The 22,457-nt window shown below is 64.4% G+C and carries 20 protein-coding genes and 1 tRNA gene; 13 read left to right on the top strand and 8 right to left on the bottom strand.

All coding sequences use genetic code 11. From position 1 onward, the window contains the following. Window positions 1-405: 405 nt before the first annotated feature. The 10 genes from F6S87_RS08085 (at window position 406) to F6S87_RS08040 (ending at window position 11,342) form a co-directional block, all read left to right on the top strand. Complete coding sequence (locus F6S87_RS08085; RefSeq protein ID WP_163228148.1) at window positions 406-1,821, top strand: carbohydrate ABC transporter permease; 1,416 nt, start codon at window positions 406-408, stop codon at window positions 1,819-1,821. Between the two features lie 56 nt (window positions 1,822-1,877). After that, on the top strand, window positions 1,878-2,732 hold the full coding sequence (locus tag F6S87_RS08080) for a sugar ABC transporter permease (protein WP_163228168.1): 855 nt from the start codon (window positions 1,878-1,880) through the stop codon (window positions 2,730-2,732). A 159-nt stretch (window positions 2,733-2,891) separates the two neighbouring features. Beyond that, entirely contained in the window at window positions 2,892-3,683 is a 792-nt protein-coding gene (locus F6S87_RS08075) for a TraX family protein (protein WP_163228147.1), read from the top strand. Window positions 3,684-3,863: 180 nt separating this feature from the next. After that, the gene (locus F6S87_RS08070) at window positions 3,864-4,982 is read left to right on the top strand and encodes an HAD family hydrolase (protein ID WP_163228146.1); all 1,119 of its coding nucleotides are present in this window, start codon (window positions 3,864-3,866) and stop codon (window positions 4,980-4,982) included. A gap of 145 nt (window positions 4,983-5,127) precedes the next feature. Then, entirely contained in the window at window positions 5,128-5,943 is an 816-nt protein-coding gene (locus F6S87_RS08065; RefSeq protein WP_163228145.1) for an HAD family hydrolase, read from the top strand. A gap of 252 nt (window positions 5,944-6,195) precedes the next feature. Beyond that, window positions 6,196-8,070, top strand: coding sequence for a molecular chaperone DnaK (gene dnaK, locus F6S87_RS08060; RefSeq protein ID WP_163228144.1), 1,875 nt, complete (start codon window positions 6,196-6,198; stop codon window positions 8,068-8,070). Continuing rightward, a complete protein-coding gene (gene grpE / locus F6S87_RS08055) occupies window positions 8,070-8,885 on the top strand; it encodes a nucleotide exchange factor GrpE (protein WP_163228143.1) in 816 nt (271 codons plus the stop codon). Before dnaK ends, grpE begins: the two co-directional genes overlap by 1 nt. Window positions 8,886-8,985: 100 nt before the next feature. Further along, window positions 8,986-10,086 (top strand): DnaJ C-terminal domain-containing protein, encoded by a 1,101-nt coding sequence (locus F6S87_RS08050; protein WP_163228142.1) that lies wholly within the window; start codon window positions 8,986-8,988, stop codon window positions 10,084-10,086. Between the two features lie 5 nt (window positions 10,087-10,091). Then, a complete protein-coding gene (locus F6S87_RS08045; protein WP_163228141.1) occupies window positions 10,092-10,700 on the top strand; it encodes a heat shock protein transcriptional repressor HspR in 609 nt (202 codons plus the stop codon). A gap of 189 nt (window positions 10,701-10,889) precedes the next feature. Continuing rightward, window positions 10,890-11,342, top strand: coding sequence for a hypothetical protein (locus F6S87_RS08040; RefSeq protein WP_163228140.1), 453 nt, complete (start codon window positions 10,890-10,892; stop codon window positions 11,340-11,342). 100 nt (window positions 11,343-11,442) lie between these two features. Here F6S87_RS08040 and F6S87_RS08035 read toward each other — a convergent pair whose 3' ends face one another. Beyond that, window positions 11,443-12,222 carry an HAD family hydrolase gene (locus F6S87_RS08035; RefSeq protein ID WP_163228139.1) on the bottom strand — a complete coding sequence of 260 codons (780 nt, stop codon included), beginning with the start codon at window positions 12,220-12,222 and terminating at the stop codon, window positions 11,443-11,445. A gap of 359 nt (window positions 12,223-12,581) precedes the next feature. Between F6S87_RS08035 and F6S87_RS08030 the strand changes: the two genes are divergently transcribed. Then, window positions 12,582-12,836: a hypothetical protein gene (locus F6S87_RS08030; protein WP_163228138.1), complete on the top strand. Its 255-nt coding sequence runs from the start codon at window positions 12,582-12,584 to the stop codon at window positions 12,834-12,836. A gap of 686 nt (window positions 12,837-13,522) precedes the next feature. Further along, a complete protein-coding gene (locus tag F6S87_RS08025; RefSeq protein ID WP_163228137.1) occupies window positions 13,523-13,987 on the top strand; it encodes a hypothetical protein in 465 nt (154 codons plus the stop codon). 62 nt (window positions 13,988-14,049) lie between these two features. Here the strand turns inward: F6S87_RS08025 and F6S87_RS08020 are convergent, their stop codons facing one another. The 7 genes from F6S87_RS08020 to F6S87_RS07990 all read right to left on the bottom strand — a co-directional run bounded on the left by F6S87_RS08020 (window position 14,050) and on the right by F6S87_RS07990 (window position 20,686). Then, window positions 14,050-14,835: a GntR family transcriptional regulator gene (locus tag F6S87_RS08020; RefSeq protein ID WP_163228136.1), complete on the bottom strand. Its 786-nt coding sequence runs from the start codon at window positions 14,833-14,835 to the stop codon at window positions 14,050-14,052. A 200-nt stretch (window positions 14,836-15,035) separates the two neighbouring features. Beyond that, on the bottom strand, window positions 15,036-15,377 hold the full coding sequence (locus F6S87_RS08015) for a P-II family nitrogen regulator (protein WP_163228135.1): 342 nt from the start codon (window positions 15,375-15,377) through the stop codon (window positions 15,036-15,038). Between the two features lie 120 nt (window positions 15,378-15,497). After that, window positions 15,498-16,952 carry an APC family permease gene (locus F6S87_RS08010; protein ID WP_163228134.1) on the bottom strand — a complete coding sequence of 485 codons (1,455 nt, stop codon included), beginning with the start codon at window positions 16,950-16,952 and terminating at the stop codon, window positions 15,498-15,500. A 130-nt stretch (window positions 16,953-17,082) separates the two neighbouring features. Then, entirely contained in the window at window positions 17,083-18,078 is a 996-nt protein-coding gene (locus F6S87_RS08005) for a phosphotransferase enzyme family protein (RefSeq protein ID WP_163228133.1), read from the bottom strand. Between the two features lie 26 nt (window positions 18,079-18,104). Further along, window positions 18,105-18,896, bottom strand: a complete 792-nt coding sequence (ucpA, locus tag F6S87_RS08000; RefSeq protein WP_163228132.1) for an SDR family oxidoreductase UcpA — start codon at window positions 18,894-18,896, stop codon at window positions 18,105-18,107. A 57-nt stretch (window positions 18,897-18,953) separates the two neighbouring features. Further along, entirely contained in the window at window positions 18,954-20,288 is a 1,335-nt protein-coding gene (locus F6S87_RS07995) for an aspartate aminotransferase family protein (RefSeq protein WP_163228131.1), read from the bottom strand. Window positions 20,289-20,613: 325 nt separating this feature from the next. Beyond that, a tRNA-Ala gene (locus F6S87_RS07990) sits at window positions 20,614-20,686 on the bottom strand. A 530-nt stretch (window positions 20,687-21,216) separates the two neighbouring features. Between F6S87_RS07990 and F6S87_RS07985 the strand changes: the two genes are divergently transcribed. Next, window positions 21,217-22,245 carry a LacI family DNA-binding transcriptional regulator gene (locus F6S87_RS07985; RefSeq protein ID WP_163228130.1) on the top strand — a complete coding sequence of 343 codons (1,029 nt, stop codon included), beginning with the start codon at window positions 21,217-21,219 and terminating at the stop codon, window positions 22,243-22,245. Window positions 22,246-22,457 lie beyond the last annotated feature (212 nt).

Below are 22,457 nucleotides of genomic sequence, written 5' to 3'. Positions count from 1 at the left end.
GACGCGGCGCCCGGGAAACCGCACGGTTTTCCGAACGTCGCGTTCTTGACGCGCGGAGGCCAGTGCCCGCATCCGCCTGCACCACCCCGCGCTCACACCTGTCCCGGAGAGGTTCGAAGGACTTCTTCGACCTCCCGGGTTTTTGTTTTTCAGCAAACGTTTTCTTCCTCTCGGCCGCGACAAGATTTGCCGGGTTGAATCGTGAAAAAATTCAACCATTTGCCGACCGAATGCCGGAAGAATTGCTTCGAATTTTTCTTCTGCCGACCGACGTTCGATCCCCGCCGGAGACTCGATAATCCGGATTTTTTGTCAGCCAGCAGAAATAACGACGTCCGAAGCGATGTTGTTGCGGGAAAACTGGCCCTAGAAATTTCGAAAACACAGAGAGGTGGTAGGGGTTCCATGAGTACAGCGACCCTTTCCCCGCGGACGAGGCACAGGAAGCCGCGCAAGAAGTACGGCGCGGACTACATTGCGCCGTCTCCGTACACGCTCAGGGCTGCGCTGGCCAACGGCGACATCTGGACCAAGCTGTCCATCGTCGTCTTCGGCCTGGGCAACCTCGTGCACAAGCAGATCGTCAAGGGTCTGCTGCTGCTGGCCGGCGAAATCGGCTTCATTTGCTTCATGATCTTCAGCGGCGCCAAGAACCTGTCCAAGCTGCCCGGCCTGGGCGACCAGGTGCAGGGCCAGGTGCAGGACGCCGACGGCTTCTGGCACTACACGGCCGGCGACAACTCGGTCGTCATCCTGCTCTACGGCGTGGCGACGATCGTCTTCTGCATCGTCTTCGTGCTGTGGTGGTACATGTCCATCCGCTCCGCCTACAAGGCGCAGTGCGAGGCGCAGGCCAACAACGGCCGCGCCAACTCGTTCGTCGACGACATCCACGAGCTGGCCAACCAGCGCGCGTGGGTGACGCTGATGTTCCTGCCGGTTCTCGGCATCCTGGTCTTCACGGTGCTGCCGCTGATCTTCATGATCTCGATGGCGTTCACCGACTACGACCATAACCACCTCGTCCTGTTCGACTGGACCGGGTTCGACGCGTTCAAGCAGGTCTTCTCGAACTCCGGCAGCACCGTCTCGGCGCGCCTGTTCCTGTCGGTCCTCGGCTGGACGCTGGTCTGGGCCGTCTTCGCGACGTTCCTGAACTTCTTCCTGGGCATGTTCCTCGCGATGATCATCAACCGCAAGACCACGCACGGCAAGGGCTTCTGGCGCGCGATCTTCTCGATGTCGATCGCCGTCCCGCAGTTCGTCTCGCTGCTGGTCATGAGCCAGATGCTGCAGCAGCAGGGCGCCATCAACCGACTGTTGCAGTCGTGGGGATGGATCGACAGCCCGCTGCCGTTCCTGACCGACGCGACGTGGGCCCGCGTGACCGTCATCATCGTCAACCTGTGGATCGGCATCCCGTACACGATCATGCAGATCACCGGCATCCTGCAGAACATCCCGGCCGAGCTCTACGAGGCCGCGAAGATCGACGGCGCGAACTGGTGGCAGACGTTCATCAAGATCACGATGCCGTACATCTTCTTCGTGCTGACGCCGTACCTGATCACGACGTTCACCGGCAACGTCAACAACTTCAACGTCATCTACCTGTTGACGCAGGGCGCTCCGACCCCGGTCGGCGATTCCGCCGGCAAGACCGATCTGCTCATCACCTGGCTGTACAAGCTGACGGTCGACAAGAACGACTACAACCTCGGTGCCGTCATCGGCATCATGACGTTCATCGTCCTTGCCGTGGTGTCCCTGGTGACCTACCGCTCCACCGGCTCGTACAAGAATGAGGAGGGATTCCAGTGAGTTCGCAAGTCCAGTCCGCTTCCGCCGCCACGGCCGACGTGGAGAGCCACGGCTTCATGCACGACCAGCGCAAGCGCCGCATCGCCGGCGACATCGTCGCGCACGTGTTCCTCGCCATCCTGGCCATCATCTGGATCATCCCGATCGTGTGGGTGTTCCTCGAGTCGTTCAACAAGAACCCCGCCCCGTACCAGAACACGTTCTTCCCGACGGAGTACACGTTCGACAACTTCGTCAAGCTGTTCACCGAGCGCAACGTGCTCGACTTCCCGCGCATGTTCCTGAACACGCTGATCATCGCCATCTTCGTGTGCCTGATCTCGCTGTTCTTCGTGCTCTCGGTCGCGTACTGCATGAGCCGCCTGCGCTTCCGCGGCCGCAAGGGCTTCATGAACGTCGTCCTGATCCTCGGCATGTTCCCGGGCATCATGTCGGTCGTCGCCATCTACTTCATCCTGAAGGCGATCGACCTGACGTCGGACGGCTTCACGATCCTCGCGCTGATCCTCGTCTACTCGGCCGGCTCGGGCGTCAACTTCTACGTCATGAAGGGCTTCATGGACACCATCCCGAAGTCCCTCGACGAGGCCGCGATGCTCGACGGCTGCACCCGCCTGCAGGTCTTCACGAAGATCATCCTGCCGGTGTGCCGCCCGATGATCGTGTACCAGACGATCACCGGCTTCCTGACCCCGTGGCTCGACTTCGTCATGGCCAAGGTCATCTGCCGCACGCAGACGAACTACACGGCCTCGCTGGGCCTGTACCAGATGCTCCAGAAGGAATACATCCAGTCCTGGTTCGCCCGCTTCGCCGCCGGCGCCGTGATCATCTCGATCCCGATCGCCATCCTGTTCATCGTCACGCAGCGCTTCTACCAGGAGTCGATGGCCGGCTCCGTCAAGGGCTGAGTTGCGAGGGAAGAATCGTGCGAATCGTTCGAAATATCGAATAATTTGCACGATTCCCGCGGCAACATGATGTCACAATCCCGTGGCTGCGCCACGGGATTGTGACATATTTATTTACAGTGTTTTCCGACTCACCAACCCCCGAAGGAGCCAAGCAGGATGGACGAATACACCCGGTCACTCGAGGAGAAGGCGCGGCGCAAGGCCGACGCCGCGTGCACCGGCCGGCGAGGCTGGTCGCATACGAAACTCAAGGCGATCGCCTACGTGCTGCTCGGCATCGGCGTCGCCTCCAACACGCTGGTGCCGGCGCTGTTCGGCCAGCCGACCGAGGACAATTTCAGCGCGCTGACGATGTCGGTCGTCTGCACGGCGATCGGCTGGGTGGCGATCCCGATGTTCGCCTGGTTCCTCTACTCCGGCTTCAAGTACACGCACAACGTGTTGTACTACTGGCTGCGGCTGGTGCTGCTGGCCGTCATCTGCGAAGTGCCGTACGACATGATCAACTACGGCCAGCCGATCGACTGGCAGTCGCAGAATCCCGTCTGGGCGCTCGTCATCGCGCTGTCCGCGCTGATCCTCGTCCACTCGTTCCGCCAGTACTCGAGGCCGGTCGAGATCTGCCTGACCGTCATCGTGCTGCTCGTCGCCGTCGTCTGGACGATGGTGTTCAAGGTCGGCGTCACCGAGTCGCTGATGATGACCGGCCTGCTCGTGCTCGGCACGACGATGATCTTCTACTACCTCGACGGCCGCGAGAACCTGATGATGGGCACCGCCGGCGTGTTCTCCGCGATGTTCCTCGCCGTGCCGGCCGTTGGCATCGTGCTGCTGCACTTCCGCCGCGAGAACGACGTCATCGACCGGCCGAAGCACCGCTGGACGCACTACCTCGGCTACGTCGTCTATCCGGCGATGCTGCTGTTCGGCATGCTCGTCGCGATGTAGGAATCCTGTCCCTGTCCGGGAGCTGGGCCGTGGGCTGAAACGGTTGTGGGAGAATTGTGCAAGACCGGGCAGAGTCGCCCAACATGCTTAAGTTCCGGGGCCGGACTCGGTAGATTCGGTACTGGAGACGAGGATGGACTTGCGCTTCGCGATGGGGCCGGCGAGGAAGAAGGTGGGAACATGCAGACGGATGAATCGTCCGACAAGAAGTACCGGGCAGTCATTTTCAATCTATACGGCACGCTCGTCGACTCGAACGTCGACGAGACGCAGGAGTCCGCATGGACGGCGCTCAGGGCCGCGCTGTACGACGAGGGCGCCGACTACGTGACGAACGAGCGGCTGCGCGAGCAGTTCCGCCGTGCCAAGCGCAAGCTGAGCCGGCTCGACGACGCCGGTGACGACTATGCTCCCGACCTGCTCGGCGCCTACGAGGCGCTGTTCGACGAACTGTGGATCGAGACCGACATCGAACTGTCCCGCAAGGTCGCGTGGACGTTCCGCAAGGCCGCGACGAACCGGCTGGAACTCGTGCCCGGCGCCCTCGACATGCTGCGCGCGCTCAAGCGCTCCGGCCGCCGCGTGGTGCTGCTGAGCAACTCGCAGGCCTGCTACACGCGGCCCGAGCTGCGCGCTCTCGGCCTCGACGACATCTTCGACGACATCATCATCGCCAGCGACGAGGGCGTCAGCACGTCGTCGGGCGAGATCTACGAACGCGTCCTGGAACGACTCGGCATGCCGGCGTCCGACGTGCTGATGGTCAGCAACGACGAGACGTGCGACGTGCGCGGCGCCCGCGAGGCCGGCATCGACGCGATCCTGCTCGACGCCGACCTGGCCGGCAGGATCGAGCGGCACGTGGAGCGCGGCGAGGCGCGCGACGCGACGGTGGGCGGCACCGGTTCCCCCGGCGACTCTTCCGTCGGTGCCGGTCGTGACGCCGGTGCCGGCTGCGCCGTTGGCGCCGGCAATGGTCACTCGGTGGAGGCGCACGCGACGCACCGCGAGGCGTTCGACGCCGTCGCGAAGCTGACGCTGGAAGCCCGGCTGGCCGACGCCGCCGACGAGGCCGCGCTCGACGCCGACCGCGGCGAGTTCGCCGCCGCCTCGAAGCGTCCGGGCACGGCGGCCGCGAAGTCCGTGACCGGCCGCGGCGCCGCGGGCGGCCATGATCCGGAAACCGGCCATGGTGCGGCGCCGCGCACGGCGAAGATCACGTCGTTCGACGGCAGCGACTACCACGAACTGCTCGACTTCATCCTGCGCGAGGGCACCGGCGCCGTCGCGATGCAGTGATTGCCTCTCTTTGCCTTTAGATGTCACGATTCCGTGACCGGATCACGGGATCGTGACACCGAGGGGCCGGCGAAACATGTGCAAGACGCGCGGACCAGAGTACAGTGACGGAAGAATCGTTCAGGACACTGGAAATGGAGCGACGATGCGCTATTCGACGATTTTCTTCGATCTTTACGGCACGCTGTTCGACATTCACACCGACGAGGACGCCGACGCGGCGTGGGCGGCGCTCGCCGACGCGCTCGCGGAGGCCGGCGGCGAGGTCGGCTCGCTCGACGAGCTGCGGCGGACGTTCGCGCAGGTCGCCGCGCCGGAGTTCGCGGTCGGCGGCGGCGACCCGCTGTTCGAGCCCGATTACCAGAAGGTCTACGAGCGGCTCGTGCGCGTGACGACCGGCGCGGCCGCCGACGACATTGGCACGATTCGCGCGACGGAAGCCGGCCACGAGACTGTGGGCGGTGGCGCGGCGGTGGCTGGCGCGATGACGCTGACCGGGCGGGAAATCAGCGAGGCGGCGGCGAACGCGGCGTGGGCGTTCCGCCGGGCGAGCGAGCTGCGCCTCAGGCCCTATGACGGCGCGCACGATCTGCTCGAGAAGCTGCGGCGGGCGGGACTGCGCGTCGTGCTCGTCTCGAACGCCCAGCTGCCGTACACGATGCCGGAACTCGAGCAGTTCGACCTCGCCGACGAGTTCGACGACATCGTCATCTCGAGCGATTTCGGCCGCAAGAAGCCCGATCCGGCGATCTTCCGGCACGCGATGGTGCTCGCCGGCGTGGACGATCCGTCCTCCGTGCTGATGGTCGGCAACGACGAGCATGCCGACATCGACGGCGCGCGCGGCGCCGGGATCGACGGCGCCTTCCTCGACACGTTCGGCCACGGCCCCTACGACGGTGCCGTCGCGAGCTTCGCCGGGGCGGATTACCGGGGGCTGCTGGAGTTCATCCTGAAATAGCTGTTTTTCCGTGGGCAACATGTCCACGGGGGTATGCCGGCGAATTTTTCCCAGTTCTCTTCCACGGTGGGAATAATGTTTGACTTCAAATGTTGAGTGCGATAGGCTCAAGTTTCAATACGGCTCAGAAGCGGCCCACTGGACCAACCGTCAACATGGTGGTCTCCGGCGGACTGCTGCGGAGCCCGACAGATAACTCAAGAGCTTTGACAAACGTAACGATTCAAGCGAACCGAACAAAGGAGAACAGTTATGGGACGCGCAGTTGGCATTGATCTGGGTACTACGAACTCCTGCATCGCCACTCTGGAAGGCGGTCAGCCGACCGTCATCGTGAACGCCGAGGGCTCGCGCACGACGCCGTCCGTCGTCGCCTTCAGCAAGTCCGGCGAGATCCTCGTCGGCGAAGTCGCCAAGCGCCAGGCCGTCACCAACGTCGACCGCACGATCAGCTCGGTCAAGCGCCACATGGGCACCGACTGGACCGTCGACATCGACGGCAAGAAGTGGACGCCGCAGGAGATCTCCGCGCAGATCCTGATGAAGCTGAAGCGCGATGCCGAAGCCTACCTCGGCGAGCCGGTCACCGACGCCGTCATCACCTGCCCGGCGTACTTCAACGACGCCCAGCGCCAGGCCACCAAGGACGCCGGCACGATCGCCGGCCTGAACGTCCTGCGCATCATCAACGAGCCGACCGCGGCCGCGCTGGCCTACGGCCTCGAGAAGGGCAAGGAAGACGAGCGCATCCTCGTCTTCGACCTCGGCGGCGGCACCTTCGATGTCTCGCTGCTGGAGATCGGCAAGGACGAGGACGGCTTCTCGACCATCCAGGTCCAGGCCACCTCGGGCGACAACCACCTCGGTGGCGACGACTGGGACCAGAAGATCATCGACTGGCTCGTCGGCGAAGTGAAGAACAAGTACGGCGTCGACCTGTCCAAGGACAAGATCGCCCTGCAGCGCCTGAAGGAAGCCGCCGAGCAGGCGAAGAAGGAACTGTCCTCCTCGATGTCGACGACGATCTCGATGCAGTACCTGGCCATGACCCCCGACGGCACGCCGGTCCACCTCGACGAGAAGCTGACCCGCGCCCACTTCGAGGAAATGACGGCCGACCTGCTCAACCGCTGCCGCGCCCCGTTCAACAACGTGCTGGCCGACGCCGGCATCTCCGTCTCCCAGATCGACCACGTGGTCCTGGTCGGCGGCTCCACCCGCATGCCGGCCGTCAAGGACCTGGTCAAGGAGCTCGACGGCGGCAAGGAACCGAACCAGTCGGTCAACCCGGACGAGGTCGTCGCCATCGGCGCCGCCGTGCAGTCCGGCGTCATCAAGGGCGACCGCAAGGACGTCCTGCTGATCGACGTGACGCCGCTGTCGCTGGGCATCGAGACCAAGGGCGGCATCATGACCAAGCTCATCGACCGCAACACCGCCATCCCGGCCAAGCGCTCCGAGATCTTCTCGACCGCCGAGGACAACCAGCCGTCCGTGCTCATCCAGGTCTACCAGGGCGAGCGCGAGTTCGCCCGCGACAACAAGCCGCTGGGCACGTTCGAGCTGACCGGCATCGCGCCGGCCCCGCGCGGCATCCCGCAGATCGAGGTCACGTTCGACATCGACGCCAACGGCATCGTCCACGTCTCCGCGAAGGACAAGGGCACCGGCAAGGAGCAGTCGATGACGATCACTGGCGGCTCGGCCCTGCCGAAGGACGAGATCGACCGCATGGTCCGCGACGCCGAGGCTCACGAGGCCGAGGACAAGAAGCGCAAGGACGACGCCGAGACCCGCAACCAGGCCGAGTCGTTCGCCTACCAGACCGAGAAGCTCGTCGCCGACAACAAGGACAAGCTGTCCGACGACGTCGCCAAGGAAGTCACCGACAAGGTCAACGCGCTGAAGGAAGCCCTGAAGGGCGACGACATCGACAAGGTCAAGTCGGCCCAGGAAGAGCTGATGACCGCCGCGCAGAAGATCGGCCAGGCGCTCTACGCCCAGCAGGGCGCCGAGGGTGCCGCCGACGGTGCGGCCGCCGGCGCCGGTTCCGCCTCGTCGTCTTCCGACGATGACGACGTCGTGGACGCCGAGATCGTCGACGACGATGACAAGGACAACAAGTGATGTCCGCCTTCGACAAGGACGACTATCTCAACGACCTGCCGGACCCGGCGGACTTCATGGCCGCCGGGCCGGCGGACGGGTCGCGGGAATCGTCCCCGGCTGACAGGAAGGGTGAAAAGATGAACGATTCTTCCTCCGAAGCGCAGTCCTTCGAGACGGCGGCGTCCAGGGCCGCCGAGGCCGCGGCGAAGGCCGCCGCCGACGCCGAGGCCGCAGCCGACGATGCCGCGAAGGCGGCCGAAGCGGCCGACGAGGCTGCCGCCGACGCGGCGAGTGCCGAGACGGCAGAGTCTGCAGAGTCCGCCGGCGAGACGGCCGAAGCGGCGGCAGCTGCCGAGGGCGGCGCCGACGCCGACACGAATGCCGACGGCGGACTGACGCCGCTCGGCCAGGCGAAGAAGGAAGCCGCCGAGTATCTCGAGGCGCTGCAGCGCGAGCGTGCCGAGTTCATCAACTACCGCAACCGCACGCAGCGCGACATGGACCGCGCGCGCCAGCAGGGCATCATCGACGTGCTCAACGCCATGCTGCCGGCGCTCGACGACGTCGACCGCATCCGCGAGCACGACGGCGAGATGTCCGACTCGTTCAAGGCCGTCGCGGCCAAGATCGACAAGACGTTCGAGAAGTTCGGCGTCGAGAAGTTCGGCCTGAAGGGCGAGGAGTTCGACCCGACGAAGCACGACGCGATCCTGCACAAGCCGGATTCCGACGTCGACAAGCCGATGGTCGACACCGTCGTCGAGGCGGGCTACCGCATCGGCGACCGCGTCGTCCGCCCGGCCCGCGTGGTCGTCGCGTCGCCGCAGTCGTGACCTGCACGGCATGAATCATTTCGGGAATCCCGCGGAAAGCCGCGGGATTCCCGGTATCACACGTATTTCATGAACACAACCTCTGGAAAGGAGGCACGGCATGGCCGAGAATGACTGGCTGAACAAGGACTTCTACAAGATCCTCGGTGTCTCCAAGGACGCCACGGATAGCGAGATCACGAAGGCGTACCGCAAGCTGGCGCGCAAGTACCATCCCGACATCAACAAGACGAAGGAAGGCGAGGAGAAGTTCAAGGACATCTCCGAGGCCTACGAAGTCCTCAAGGACAAGGAATCGCGCGAGAAGTACGACGCGATCCGCCAGTTCGGCATGGGCGGCGCGCGCTTCGCCGGCGGCTCCGGCTCCGGCGGCTTCGACGCGTCCGGCTTCGAGGACATCTTCGGCTCGATGTTCGGCGGCGGCTCCGGCTCCGGCAACTCCCACATCCGCTTCTCGACGAACGGCGGCGGCACGAACATCAACGACCTGTTCGGCTCGATGTTCGGCGGCGGCTCGCCGTACGGCGGCAGCTATGCCGGCGGTGGCTACGACGACTACGGCGAGGGCGCCTATCAGGGCTACCGGCCGACGCCGAGGCCGGAAGACGGCGCCGACCGCACGTCGAAGATCACGCTGAGCTTCAAGCAGGCGGCCAAGGGCGCGACGGTCTCGCTGTCGGCCGACGGCAAGAAATTCAAGACGCACCTGCCGGCCGGCGTCAGGGACGGCCAGAAGATCCGGCTCGCCGGCAAGGGCAAGCCGGGCAAGAACGGCGGCAAGCCGGGCGACCTGTATCTCAACGTCACCGTCGCCGGGGATCCGGTGTTTTCGATGGACGGTCTCGACATCGTCATGACGCTGCCGGTCTCGGTCGGCCAGGCCGTCGACGGGGCGAAGATCGATTCGCGCGATCTTGACGGCGAACCCGTCACGTTCAAGGTCCCGGCCGGCACGTCGAGCGGCGAACGCGTCCACGTGCACGGCAAGGGCGTCCACACGAAGCACAAGAAGGGCGATCTCGTCGGCATCGTCGAGATCCGCGTGCCGAAGAAGCCGTCTGGCGCCGTCAAGAAGGCCGCGAAGGCCTTCGACGAGGAGTGCGGCACGGCGTTCGCCACGCAGCTCGCCGAGTCGCAGGGCGGCTCCGGTTCGGCCGGTTCCGGTTCGGCCGGCTCCGGTAGCGCCGGCGGGGAGGCGTAGGAATCATGGCGCGCATGGCACAGCAGATGAAGAAGCTGTATGAGATGTGCGCCATGGCCATCGTGTCCGGACGCGGCGACCTCGACGGGGCCGCCGGCGCCGGCTTCGACGTCGAGCTGCCGATCTTCACGGTCGGCCGCGCGGCGGAACTGGCCGGTGTCCATCCGCAGACGCTGCGGCAGTACGACAGGTTGGGGATCGTCGTGCCGCAGCGCACCGGAGGCGGCGCCCGGCGCTACTCGCTGCGCGACATCGACCGGCTGGCCCAGGCCCAGCGACTCAGCCAGGACGAGGGCATCAACTTGAGCGGCATCACGCGCATCCTGCGGCTCGAGGAGGAAAACCGCGAACTGCGCCGCCAGAACGATCGGCTGCGCAAGCCGTCCGGCGCGAGCGTCTTCACGGCCGACGCCGGCGGCGACATCGTCGAGGTGCGCCGTTCGCAGCACATGCGCCAGTGGCGACACCAGATCCGCGTTAACCGGCGCGCCCTGCCGGCGGGCAGCAGCCACGAGCAGACGCCGCCGGCCGACGCCGCCTCCCGCGCCGTCGTCCTGTGGCGCGACACCCGTGACGGCGTCGAGGGCGGTGGCCTCGACCGGATGGATCGGTAAGGCCGCTCTCTCTTCCGGCGTACTCCTTGATGTCACAAGCCCGGGCTCCCGGCCCGGGCTTGTGACATTTTTTCATGAATCCGGCAGTTTCGGGGTACCCCCTTCGGGGAAATGGTTTTCCGGGCGGAAGAACTTGGCGGCGCGGAACCTATGATGGAGGAATCGTACAAGGTTGAAAGGGGGCCGGAAATGGCCGGCGAGAAGGAACAGGGCGAGCGGAAGCGCTGGTGGACGCAGCGGCGGCTGGCGATTGCCGGCGCCGCCGTCGCCGTCGTGCTCGTCATGTCCTGGGGGATTTACGAGGCGAGCGACAACTCCGATCAGGTCGCCGAAGCGAAGTCGACGTGCCTGGAGGCCGCCGACGCCGCGCGCGTGGCCGCGAACCAGTACAACAGCCTCTACGTCGGCGACGCGACGACGGCCGCCCAGATCGGCAGCGACGACGTCAGCGATCCGGCCGTGCTGACCGCGCTCAGCGACGCAATGGATGCCGAGACGCCGGCGAACGTCGTCTGCAAGGCCGACTCGACGTCCGGTTACGAAAGCGAGACGTCGCAGCTCAACGAGAACACCGACTGGTACAACACCCACTACGCGAGCCTGAAGAAGGCCGTCGACGCCGTGATGGACGCCAAGAAGTAGGACGATTCGCGCGGCGTGATCTGGCCCGTCATGTTGATGTCACGAACCCGGGTCCGGGGTCGTGACATCTTTCGTATGCATGCCCTTTGCATGCGCACCGTCAGACCGACTTGAGGTCGGCGAGGCGCCGGTCGACGAAGTCGCCGATCGTGGCGAGGGTGGAGGAATCGTAGCCGTACAGGCAGCCGAATTCGGGGGAGGGGACGGGCTTGCCGTCGGGCAGGAAACCGGCCTGGCACAGCGTCGTCGCGCCGGAGGCCGTCGCGGCGGTCAGGCCGCTTTCCGAATCCTCGATCGCGACGCAGTGAGCGGCGGCGACCGGATGGGCGAGACCGTCGATGCCGACGAGCTCCATCGCGCGCAGGTACGGTTCGGGGCTCGGCTTCTTCTCGACGCTGTCGTCGCCGCAGACGTAGCCGGCGAAGCTGTTGGCCGGCGCCTGCGCGATTAGGTTCTCGGCCATGTGCCGCGGCGACGTCGTCACGAGGATCGACGGGACGCCGGCGTCGCGCAGTGCCGCGAGCACTTCCGTCACGCCGGGCATCCACGGCAACGATTCGAGCTCCTTCTCGGTCACGTAGTTGATCATCGCCTCGCCGATTTCCTCGATGGACAGCGGGCAGCCGCGCTCCTGCATGCGCCGGGCGACATCGGGGACCGGCGTGCCGCTGCCGGCGCGCGCGAGCTCGAGATCCCAGTAGCCGCCGTGCTCGCGGGCGATTTCCAGCTCGCCGGCATGCCACAGCGGCTCCGAATCGATCAGCGTGCCGTCCATGTCCCAGAACACGGCGCGCAGGTTGGCGCTGACGGCGGCGTTCGCGGCCGCGGCGGCGCTCGCCGGCTGTTCGACAGATTGCCCGGAATTGTGTTCGTTGGTCATGGCCACGATCCTCCCGCCAGGTCACTGGCGCTGTTGTGCTGTGTACTTCCCTCCACGGTAGCGTTCGGGCTGAACACGGGCGAATCGTTCCTATTATTTTTCAATAAATGAAGCGATTCAGTCATGCCCCCGTACAGACACCCCCGAATTGCGCCGAGAGAGAAAATTCAGCCCCTGGTGGTACATTTCTATATCTGGTTTGAGAGACGAGAGACCCTGCGGAGAGCGCCACGGCGGCTCCGTGTCTTTTCGCTACCCCAATACACGAAAGAACAAAACAACCGATTCTGTCTGACCGCCGTCGTGCCCGATTCGCCCCGGGCTGCCGGCCGTGCAGACCCAACCCAAGGAGCGCAAAAGTGGCTGGTGGTGCCTTTACCGCCAAGACCCGCAAGTACCTGTGGTCTCTTGACGCCGTCGATTCCGTGACGCAGACTCGCATTTCCTACTCGTCGGCTTTCCGTGACGAATGCATGCGCCGGTACAATGCCGGCGAATCCCCGGCCGTCATCTTCCGCGAGGCCGGCCTCGACCCGAAGATCATCGGCTACAAGCGCGTCGAGCGCTGCATTTCCCGCTGGAAGCACGCCGAGCAGATGGTGCTCGAGAGCTGAGCTTGTTTCTGCGCCGGCTGCAACTGTACCGGCCTGCGCTGCCGACCGGCTCGTCCGATTGGCTGGTGCAGCACCCATGACTTGCGCGAACAGCGCGACCAGCGCGACCGGCGCGACCGGCGCGACCATATACCGCGGAACCCGCGACCTCATCCGTTTCCCGACACGAAACGACTTGGGGCGCGGGTTTCTGCGTTGTTGCGAGGACAAAATGCTGGCGGATATGGCGGCCGCCTCATGCTTGGGCCGCCCAGCGTGAGGCGCCCGACACCATGCCGGGCAATTTGGCAACAAGCTCACGCGTGGGGTGTGGCAAGGATGAGGCGAGTGCCAATTTTCCGGTCACTCTGGCGGCAGACTCATGGGCGGGAAGGCGAAGCATGAGGCGTCTGCCAATTTTCTGGCCGTTCTGACGGCGGGCTCATGCGCAGGGGAACGAAGCGTGAGGTGTCTGCCAATTCTGGAGGCTGTCTGGCGGCAGATACACGCTACGTAGTCATAAGCGTGAGGTGCCTGACAATTTCGTGTGCCTTCTGGCGAGAGGGACATGAAAGCCGGTTGCAGGCGTGAGGCGGCTGACAATTTTGATCTGGCGGATGCCTCATGGGGCCCTGATATGGGAAATTCGAACTTGGCCATGAAGCGACCGCATACAATGGCGACACGGTTGGAAGAGAACGCCGACAATGGGGTCGGCGGTGTTGGCTGCGGGTGGGGAGAAGCAGCCGGCCGAGGCGACCGGCATCACCGAGGGCTGGCTTGTCAAGGCAACCGTTGGCGATATTGGTAATGGGAACGATTCTTCCGCCACGGACAGTACCGAGAATGAGGTCTACGGTTCCGGGACGCAGACTGTCAGCGTGCGCGAGTTCCGGCCCGGCAATGCCATCGTGCGACAGGACATGGCGGCATTCCTGTACCGGCTGGCGGGATCGCCGGCGTACACGCCAAGTGCCGCGGACGAGGCATACTTCGCTGACGTTGACGACAATACGGACCATGCCAGGGAAATCTGGTGGTGCGCATCGGTAGGAATCACGACCGGCTGGGAGGAGAAGAATGGCACGCGCACGTTTCGCGGCATGAACGAGGTGATCCGTCAGGACATGGCCGCATTCCTGCACCGGACGTACAACGTCATGCGAGCATGAGGGGCTTGTTGCCGGTGCCGTCTTGGTGACATCAAATGCCGAAGGGCCGGGAGCCGAGGGGCTCACTCCAACGTGCGGGAGGTGGTCAGGCGGACCTGGGCGGCGACGTAGGCGTCGATGGAGACGACGACGGTGTGGCCGAGCGTGTCGGTGGCGCGCGAACAGGCGGCCAGCAGCGGGGTGCCACTAGGCACGCGAAGCTGGCGCGCGATGCTGCCGAATGCCGGCACCATCTCGATCGTCTCGTCGACGGCGCGCAGCACGGTGCCGTACTGGAATTGCAAGGTCTGGTAGATCGACTGCGTCAGGTCGCACTCGAGGAAATCGGGATAGTCGTGCGGATGCAGGTAAGTGCGTTCGTGGGAGAAGGGCTGGCCGTCGACGGACCGGACGCGTTCGACGCAGATGAGCTGCTGCAACGCGGGAACCTGAAACGCGCGGCAGATTTCCGGCGGACACTCGCGCACGGCCGCGTCGATCACCGTCGTCGCGCAGTCCATGCCCTGGGAGGCGAGCATGTGCGGAATGCCGGACGTGCTCGCCGTGCGTCGGTCGATGATTCTTGCCGATTTCGCGTTGATGTCGATGCGGGACGGCGCAGCGTGATGGGCGATGTCGCTGGCGATGACGGTGCCGGCGCGGCCGGCCCTCGTGACGATTTCCCCGTGCGCGCGCATGATGTCGAGCGCGAGCCGGACCGTGGATCGCGAGACGTGGAGACGCTCGGCGAGCTCGCGTTCCGACGGCAGCCGGCTGCCGATGCCGAGGCCATCGACGTCCGCGAGCACGTGAATGTCATGCACCGCGCGCGCCGCTGCCGCCGATCGCGCTCCCGTTTCCGTCGCCATGATTGCCGCCCTCCTGTTGCCGTGTCCCGTTTCCAGATGAAGGGTGGGTTGGATTATCCGGTATCGTAACGGGACAATGTGTCCTGTGGATGTCACAAACCTGAGCTGCCTGATGTCGTTCGCTTTTCTTGGACTCACGATCCCACAAGAGGAAGTGCGGGACGGGGATGGAGTGTGACTGGACGGCGCGGAGAAGCGACCTATAGTGCGTCGTCGTCGCGTTCGTTGGTGCGGATGCGGATGGCCTGTTCGATGTTGCGCACGAAGATCTTGCCATCGCCGAAGCTCGACGTGCCCAGCCGGTTGACGACGGCATCGACGAGACTGTCGACCTCGTCATCCGGAACGACGGTGCGCACGCTGATCTTCGGCAGCAATGCCACGCCCTGCCGGTCGTCGCGCGTATACACCTGCCGCAGCCCGTGCTGGTGGCCGTAGCCCATGGCCGACGTGAGCGTGATGCCGCGGTTGCTGAACTGGTCGAGTACGTTCTTGAGCGCCTCGAGCTTTTCGCCGTTGATGATGAATTCCAATTCCTTCATGATCGCTCCTGTGGTGAATGAAAAGCGTAAGTGGGCGCCGAAGGCTCAGGGCAGGTCCTCGGCGCCCGGTCATTATTCGGGGGTCAGTGTGTTCGGTTTTGCGGAGGTGGACACCGAAGCTCAGTATTCGAGGACGCCGGCCGGCGTGCGCATCCAGACGGTGGAGTTCTCGCCCTTGACGCGCCACTTGACGAGCATGCTCGCCCACAGCACCAGACCGACGCCCATGTAGCCGGCGAAGCCGACCCACGTTTCCACGCCGATGCCAATGCAGCAGAAGAAGGCGACCGTCACCGAGATGACCAGGGAGGCGATCTTCATGGCCATGCCGCCGGGAGCGCGGTAGGGTCGTTCCCACTCGGGATGACGGATGTCGAGCAGGATGGCGGAGATGCTGCTCATCGCGTAGCAGATGGCGCAGGCGAAGGCCATCAGGTCGAAGAATGCCGTGATGGACTGCATGGCCAGGAAGCCGATGCTGATGACGAGGATGAGCAGGTTCGGCACGATCGGCTGGCCGTAGCGGTTGCACTTGGCGAACGACTTCGGCAGGAAGTTCTGGCGACCCATTGCGAAGAGCATGCGCACCGCCGAGTACCAGAAGCCGAGCACCGACGTGCCGATCGGGAAGACGACGCCGAAGATGCCGAGCGCGATGACGAACCAGCTCATCCAGCCGGCGCCGCCGAACACGAGCTTGAGCGTCTCGAACGTGACGAACGGGGAACCGTCGAAGGCGTAGGCGTTCCAGTCAATGCAGCCGGCCTCGGCGAAGTAGAAGATTGCATAGATGATGCCGCAGGTAAGCACGGATCCGAGGATGGCCTTCTTCTGGTCCTTGATCGGGAACGTGCCCTCCTCGACCATCGCCGGCACCGTCTCGAAACCGAAGTACGGCGTGATCAGGAACGCGCAGCCGATGATCCAGCCCAGTCCGATGCCGTAGTCGCCGGCGTTGGCGTTCGCGAAGAACGACGCGAAGTTGGAGATGCTCCAGTGACCGGAGAAGAAGAACATCGCGGCCGTGACCAGCAGGCCACCGATGGCGATGAACAGCATGGCGGTCTGCAGGCTGCCGGCGACGACGTTCTTGCACAGGCTGATCACGCACCACACGCACAGCATGGCGGCGCCGATGATCACGGCATGCGTGCCGTTGAGACTATTGCCGAGGAACTGGTAGTTGAGCCATTCGAGAATGCCGAGCACGCCGGCCGCCGGCACGGCAAGCCACGCGCACATGATGAGCCATGCTGACCAGAATCCCGCATGCTTGTTCATGCCGACGGTGTTGAACACCAGACACGATCCGGTACTCGGCAGCATCGAGGACAGCTCGGCGTAGACAAAGCCGATCGGCAGCACCATGGCCGTCATCAGCATGAAGCCGAGGCAGGTGCCCGGGCCGCAGTAGGACAGGAAAATGCCGTCCCAGTAGCAGACGAACGTGAAGATGGCGCCGGTGGCCAGCGTGTAGACGAACAGCAGTCGCAGGCTTTTCTTGAGGCCGCTCGCGGGGACATTGCCGCCGGTGGCGCTTGCCGGAACCGGCGTGGAGGATTTGGTCGCGGACATGGTCTCTCCTTCCGCACCCGCTGTGGGGTGGCTTGGGTGATTCAAATGGTCAGGTCATGGAATTGGAAGTCTGTAGTGGTCGAAATGAATAGTGATGAACGATTCGTCCGGAGTGGCGTGGTACCGGAACCTAGCCGAACAGCTTGAGATAGCGGTCGGCCAGCTCGACGGTGCCGTCGATGAAGCCGTCGGCGAGCTCCCTGACCGGGTCGGAGTCGAGATGACTGCCAATCCAGGCCATCAGTTGCAGCCGGCGCATCATGATGAACGTGTCGATTTCCATGAAGTCGGTGTCGGTGAACGGCATGACCTCGCGGTAGCCGTCAAGCCACGCGTTGACGAGATCGGGCACGACCGGTTTCGTCTCGATGAACGACAGCGCGCTCGCCAGGTCGTGCAGGTACCAGCCGAAGCCGCAGTCGTCGAAGTCGATGACCTTGATTTGCTCGCCCTCGACGAGCAGGTTGGCCACGCGCAGGTCGGCGTGAATGAGCCCGTAGTTGTGCTCGTTGCGGCCGTAGCGTTCCAGACGCCGGCGAATGACGTCGCAGCAGCGCGAGAACTGCTCGACGTTCGCGGCACTCAGGCCCGGCATTGCCCGCCAGTCGCCCCAGATGGCACTGTCGCCGAGAATCGTCTCGTAGGTCCAGTGCCAGCGGTCGAGGCTGGTCGTGCCGTTCCAGATTTCCGTCTGCCGGTGCAGATAGGCAGTCGTCTTGCCCAGTGCGCGGAACTGACGGACCGCGGCCGCCTCGTCGTTCTCGTCCGGCGCGGTGCCCTCGAGGAACTCGGTCATGACGCAGAAATACTCGTTGCCGTCGCTCGCCCGCACGACCTGGATGTCGGTGCCGTCGCTGGCGGGCAGCGGATTGGCGACGACAAGCGGCGTGTAGTCGTTGATCTGGCGCAGCCACGCCATTTCGCTGCGGTACTCCTCGAGTGTGTGATAGCCGGGGCGGCCGACGCGCAGGATGCCCTCGGGCAGTCCGTCGGCGTCCTCCACCAGGTAGGTGGCGTTTTCCGACAGTTGCAGCAGCCGCGCATGGGCCTGGTCACCCAGCGGATAGGCGCGGATGGCCTCGTTGGCGACATCGTCGAAAATGCTCGTGTCCTCGAAAACAGACATGTCATCCTCTCTTCCTTGTGGCGGGACTACTGGCCCATCGATGTGGTCTCGGGAAGCGTGGAGCCGCCGTCGATGACGACCTGCGCGCCGGTGATATAGCTGGCGTCATCCGAGGCGAGGAACGCGCACAGCTGGCCGCATTCCTCCGGCGTGCCCAGCCGGCCGAGCGGCACGGCGCGGGCGATCTCGTCAATGGCTCGCTCGGGGTTGTCCGGATCGGACTGCTCCGCCATGCCCTCCACGAGCGGCGTGCGGATGTAGCCGGGACAGATGCAGTTAACGCGCACGTTCCGGTCGGCAAACTCGCGGGCCAGCGCCTTCGTCAGGCCGACCAGCGCGGCCTTCGTCATCGCGTAGGCCGCCTCGCCCGGATCGGCGACCAAGTCGCCGGTCACCGACGACGTGATGACGACGGCGCCGCCGCCGGCGCGGACAATCTCGGGAATGACGCTCTTGCAGGCGTTCCACACGCCATTGATATTGACGTTGACGTGGGCATCTCGCCACGAATCGTTCTCGTCGAGAAAATTGCCGAGCCGGCAGATCCCGGCGTTGCAGTCGAGAATGTCGATGCGGCCGTACGATTCGACGGCGGTGCGCGCCAGGCGCTTGCAGTCTCGCGGGTCCGTGACGTCGCACTGCACGCCGGTCGCCTCGCAACCCTCGGCGCGCAGCTCGGCGGCGAGGTCGAGCACGTCGGCGCCCCGCGCCGCGAGCACGACGCTCGCTCCCTGTCGCGCGAAGACGCGTGCGATGCCCGCGCCGATGCCCTTCGAGGCGCCGGTGACGACGGCGACCTTGTTGTTGAGAGTGGTCATGGGAAGTTCCTTGTCATGAAGCGGGATGGGGATGAAAACGGAAGAATCGTGCCAATTTCACAGGCCGAGTGCGTCGAGCGAGTCTGCCAGTGCCGTCATGTACCGGTCGACGTCGGCGGCGCTGAAGACGAGCGGCGTGCGGATCTTGAGAATGTTGCCGAACGATCCGCAGTTCGACGTGAGCACGCGGCGGCGGCGCATGTGCTCGATGAGCTCGAGCGTTTCGACGCTCATCGGGTCGCCGGTCGCCGGGTCGTCGAAATCGACGCCGATGTACAGGCCCGCGCCGCGGATGTCGGCGATGCACGGATGCTCGACGGCGAGTCCCTCGAGCTGCGAGACGAACATCGCGCCGATCCGGCGGGCGTTACCCATAAGATCCTCGTTCTCCATGACGTCGAGCGTGGCGCTCGCCGCCGCCATCGCCACCGGATTGCCGGCGAACGTGTTGAAATACGGAATCCGGGCGGTGAACGCGTCGAGAATGTCGTGACGGACCGCGGTCGCCGAGCAGGCGATGCCGTTGGCCATCGGCTTGCCCATTGTCACGATGTCGGGAACGAAACCGTGACGTTCGAAACCCCAGAAGGCATCGCCGGTGCGGCAGAAGCCGGGCTGTACTTCGTCGGCGATGTACAGGCCGCCGGCCGCGTGCGCGGCGTCGGCGACTTTCTTCAGCCAGCCGGGCTTGCCGGGGAAGATGCCGTCCGACGAGAAGATCGAATCGACGAGCAGACCGGCGAACTTGACGCCGCGTGCTTCCATCAGCGCGATCTGCTCGTTCAGCTTCGCCGCCATGTAGTCGCCGATCGCCTCGTCGCCGTGCAGGTGAGTGTCCGGCGTGGGCAGCAGGCCGCAGTCCGGCGAGAGTTCCTGGCCCATGCCGATGGAAGGGGAGAAACCGGAAACGAGATCGGTGTTGCCGTGATAAGCCTCGTTCGTCACGATGATGCCGCGGCCACCGGTGTAGTTGCGCGCGATGCGGATGGCGAGATCATTCGCTTCGGAGCCGGTGCACTGGTAGGTGATGCGGTCGATGTCCTCGGGGAGCTTGGCGAGCAGGCGTTCCGAGTAGTCGAGGATGGTCTCGTGCAGGTAGCGTGTGTGGGTGTTGAGCAGGGCCGCCTGACGGCTGATGGCCTCGACGACGTGCGGATGGCAGTGGCCGACCGAGACGACATTGTTATAGGCATCCAGATAGTCGTTGCCCTGCTCGTCGAAGACGTGCGAGCCGGTGCCGCGGACGATCTCGACGGGATCGCGGTAGAACAGGCGGTAGCCGTTGCCGAGAGCCGCGCGGCGGCGGACCATGTCGCGCTTGTGCTCGTCGAGCGAGGATGCTGTCGACGGGTCGAATCGATTCATGTCGAGAATGGTGGTCTTGGCCGACATCTTGCCTCCCGGTGATATTCATGGGTGATGGTTGCCCGGGTGCTGCGCAGGGCGAATGCGCGGCAACCGTGATCGGGGGTGTTGGAAGGCAAGCTAAGAATTGTTTGTTACCGGCGCATGACCGTCGAATTACCCGGTGGCTTTTCAGACCAAAAAACAGACCAAAAGGGGTTGGCGTGACCGAATGGCGGGAATCATGGGCGACTGGCGGTCAGAAAGATCCAGAAAGATATGGCTGGAGGAAGCCGGTCGGAAGCCGTGCGGAAGCCAGCCGGAAGCAAAAGAAAAGGGCCCGCCGCGGTGGAATGAATGCAGCGGGCCCAAGTGGAGCTGATGGTAATCGAAACCACGACCTCTTCGATGCGAACGAAGCGCTCTACCAACTGAGCTACAGCCCCTTGGACGTTGTCTTGCCACAGCCAAGCCGTGTGCACGGCAACTCAACCGAGTGTAGTGCGACGATCCGAAAAATGCAATTTGAGCCGTCCGGCGTTTCGTCCACGGCGTGTTGCGCCGGAGAAGTGCGGCTGGCGCGGGGTTGTAGTGGTTGGGACTGGGGTGGCCTCCATAAGCCCGTGGTTTTCTGATGACCCGTGGTTTCCGTTTCCCGATGGTAAATACGTGCTTGCGGTGGTAGGGATGGTTTCGCCCTCCGGAGTCCCGTTTTTGCGGTGGAGAGGTTTCGACCGTTAGTCGAAATTTCGACAATGGTTGACGAAAAAGTGCGGGCAGAATGATAATGACGCGTGAATATGGGTCTTGATCGCGCGAACAGCGTGGTTCGGCCGGGCCGGCGCCGTTGCCGGATGGTCCGGCGGGGCGGTCGGTACCGATAAGCAGGTCATGAACAGGTCATGAAACGGTCATGAAGAAGGCCTCGATAACGAGCCCCTGAAGCAGACCGTGAAAGCAGGCGTGGAGGATCGTTATGGCGGCGGGAATCAAGGATGTCGCGCGGGAAGCCGGCGTGTCCATCAGCACGGTGTCGTACGTGATGAGCGGCAAGCGCAGCATTGCGCCGGCGACGCAGGAGCGGGTCAAGAAAGTCGCCGACGAGCTCGGCTACATTCCGAAGTCGGTCACGCCGAGCGGGCGCCGCAGCGCCAAGACGAATGTCTTCGCGATCAGCGCGCCGGTGCGCAACCATACCGACGTCTCGAATTACGCGGTCTTCTTCTTCGCGCTCGCCACGGCCGCCAAGAAACACGGCTACGACATCCTGCTGCTCATGGACGAGGACGCCGACCAGGAACTCGTGCGCGTCGTGCGCGAGGGCATGGTCGACGGCATCTTCCTGCTCGATGTCGAGATGAACGATTCTCGCGCCGAAACCGCCGCCCGACTCTCGGTGCCGGTCGTCAGCGTCGGATGGCCCGGCAACGGCGACGCCGTCTACGCCGTCGACAGCGACTTCGGCGGAATGGGCCGCGAAGCTGCGGAGAAGGCGAAGATGCTCGGCCGCGATCACGTGCTGCTGACCGGGGCTGTCGAACAGGCATTGAGGGAAGGATCGAACTTCCTGAGCCGGTTTGTCGACGGCTTTCACAAGCGGGCCGACGAACTCGGGCTGGCCGTCACCGAGATCATGACTGCCGGCCAGGGCGTCGACGACGCGGTACTGACGCTGGACACGGCGCTCGCGGAAGATCCCGACATCAGCGCCATCGTCTGTGCGGCCTGTCCGCCGTTCGCCGGGGCGCTGTACGTGGCGTTGAGCCGGCGGGGCCTGTCCGTGCCGGGGGACATGTCGATGCTGCTGGCGATGGGCGCGGCCGGCAGTGCGTCGCAGATGGCGCACGCCATTGACGAGCTGCCGATGAATCCGAACGCCGTGTGCCGTCGCGCCGTCGAGACGATGATGCAGGTCGTCGAGGGCAAGCGTCGCAATGTCGGCTCGGTGGAGCTGCTGCCGTTCGACTATCGCGCCCACGGCACGATGGTCAAGCGGGAAGCGTGAAAGCCTTTTTTCTTCCCTCGTGTCACCAGCTCGAGTTGGCAGCTCGGGTTGGTGACATGCAGGAAAGGGGTGCCCCCGAAATGTTCACATGTGAAAGTGTAAGCATTTGGTCGAAGCGTCGTCGAAATCCTTCGAAACGATTTTTGGTCACTTTGTTAAATGATTTACCGTAGTCGATAGCGGTACGGCTCAACAGTGCGAACCGACCACCG

Origin of the sequence: Bifidobacterium choloepi (assembly GCF_010667615.1) — a bacterium.
In the GTDB taxonomy this organism is placed as follows: domain Bacteria; phylum Actinomycetota; class Actinomycetes; order Actinomycetales; family Bifidobacteriaceae; genus Bifidobacterium; species Bifidobacterium choloepi.
This window is presented reverse-complemented; position numbering and strand designations above follow the sequence as displayed.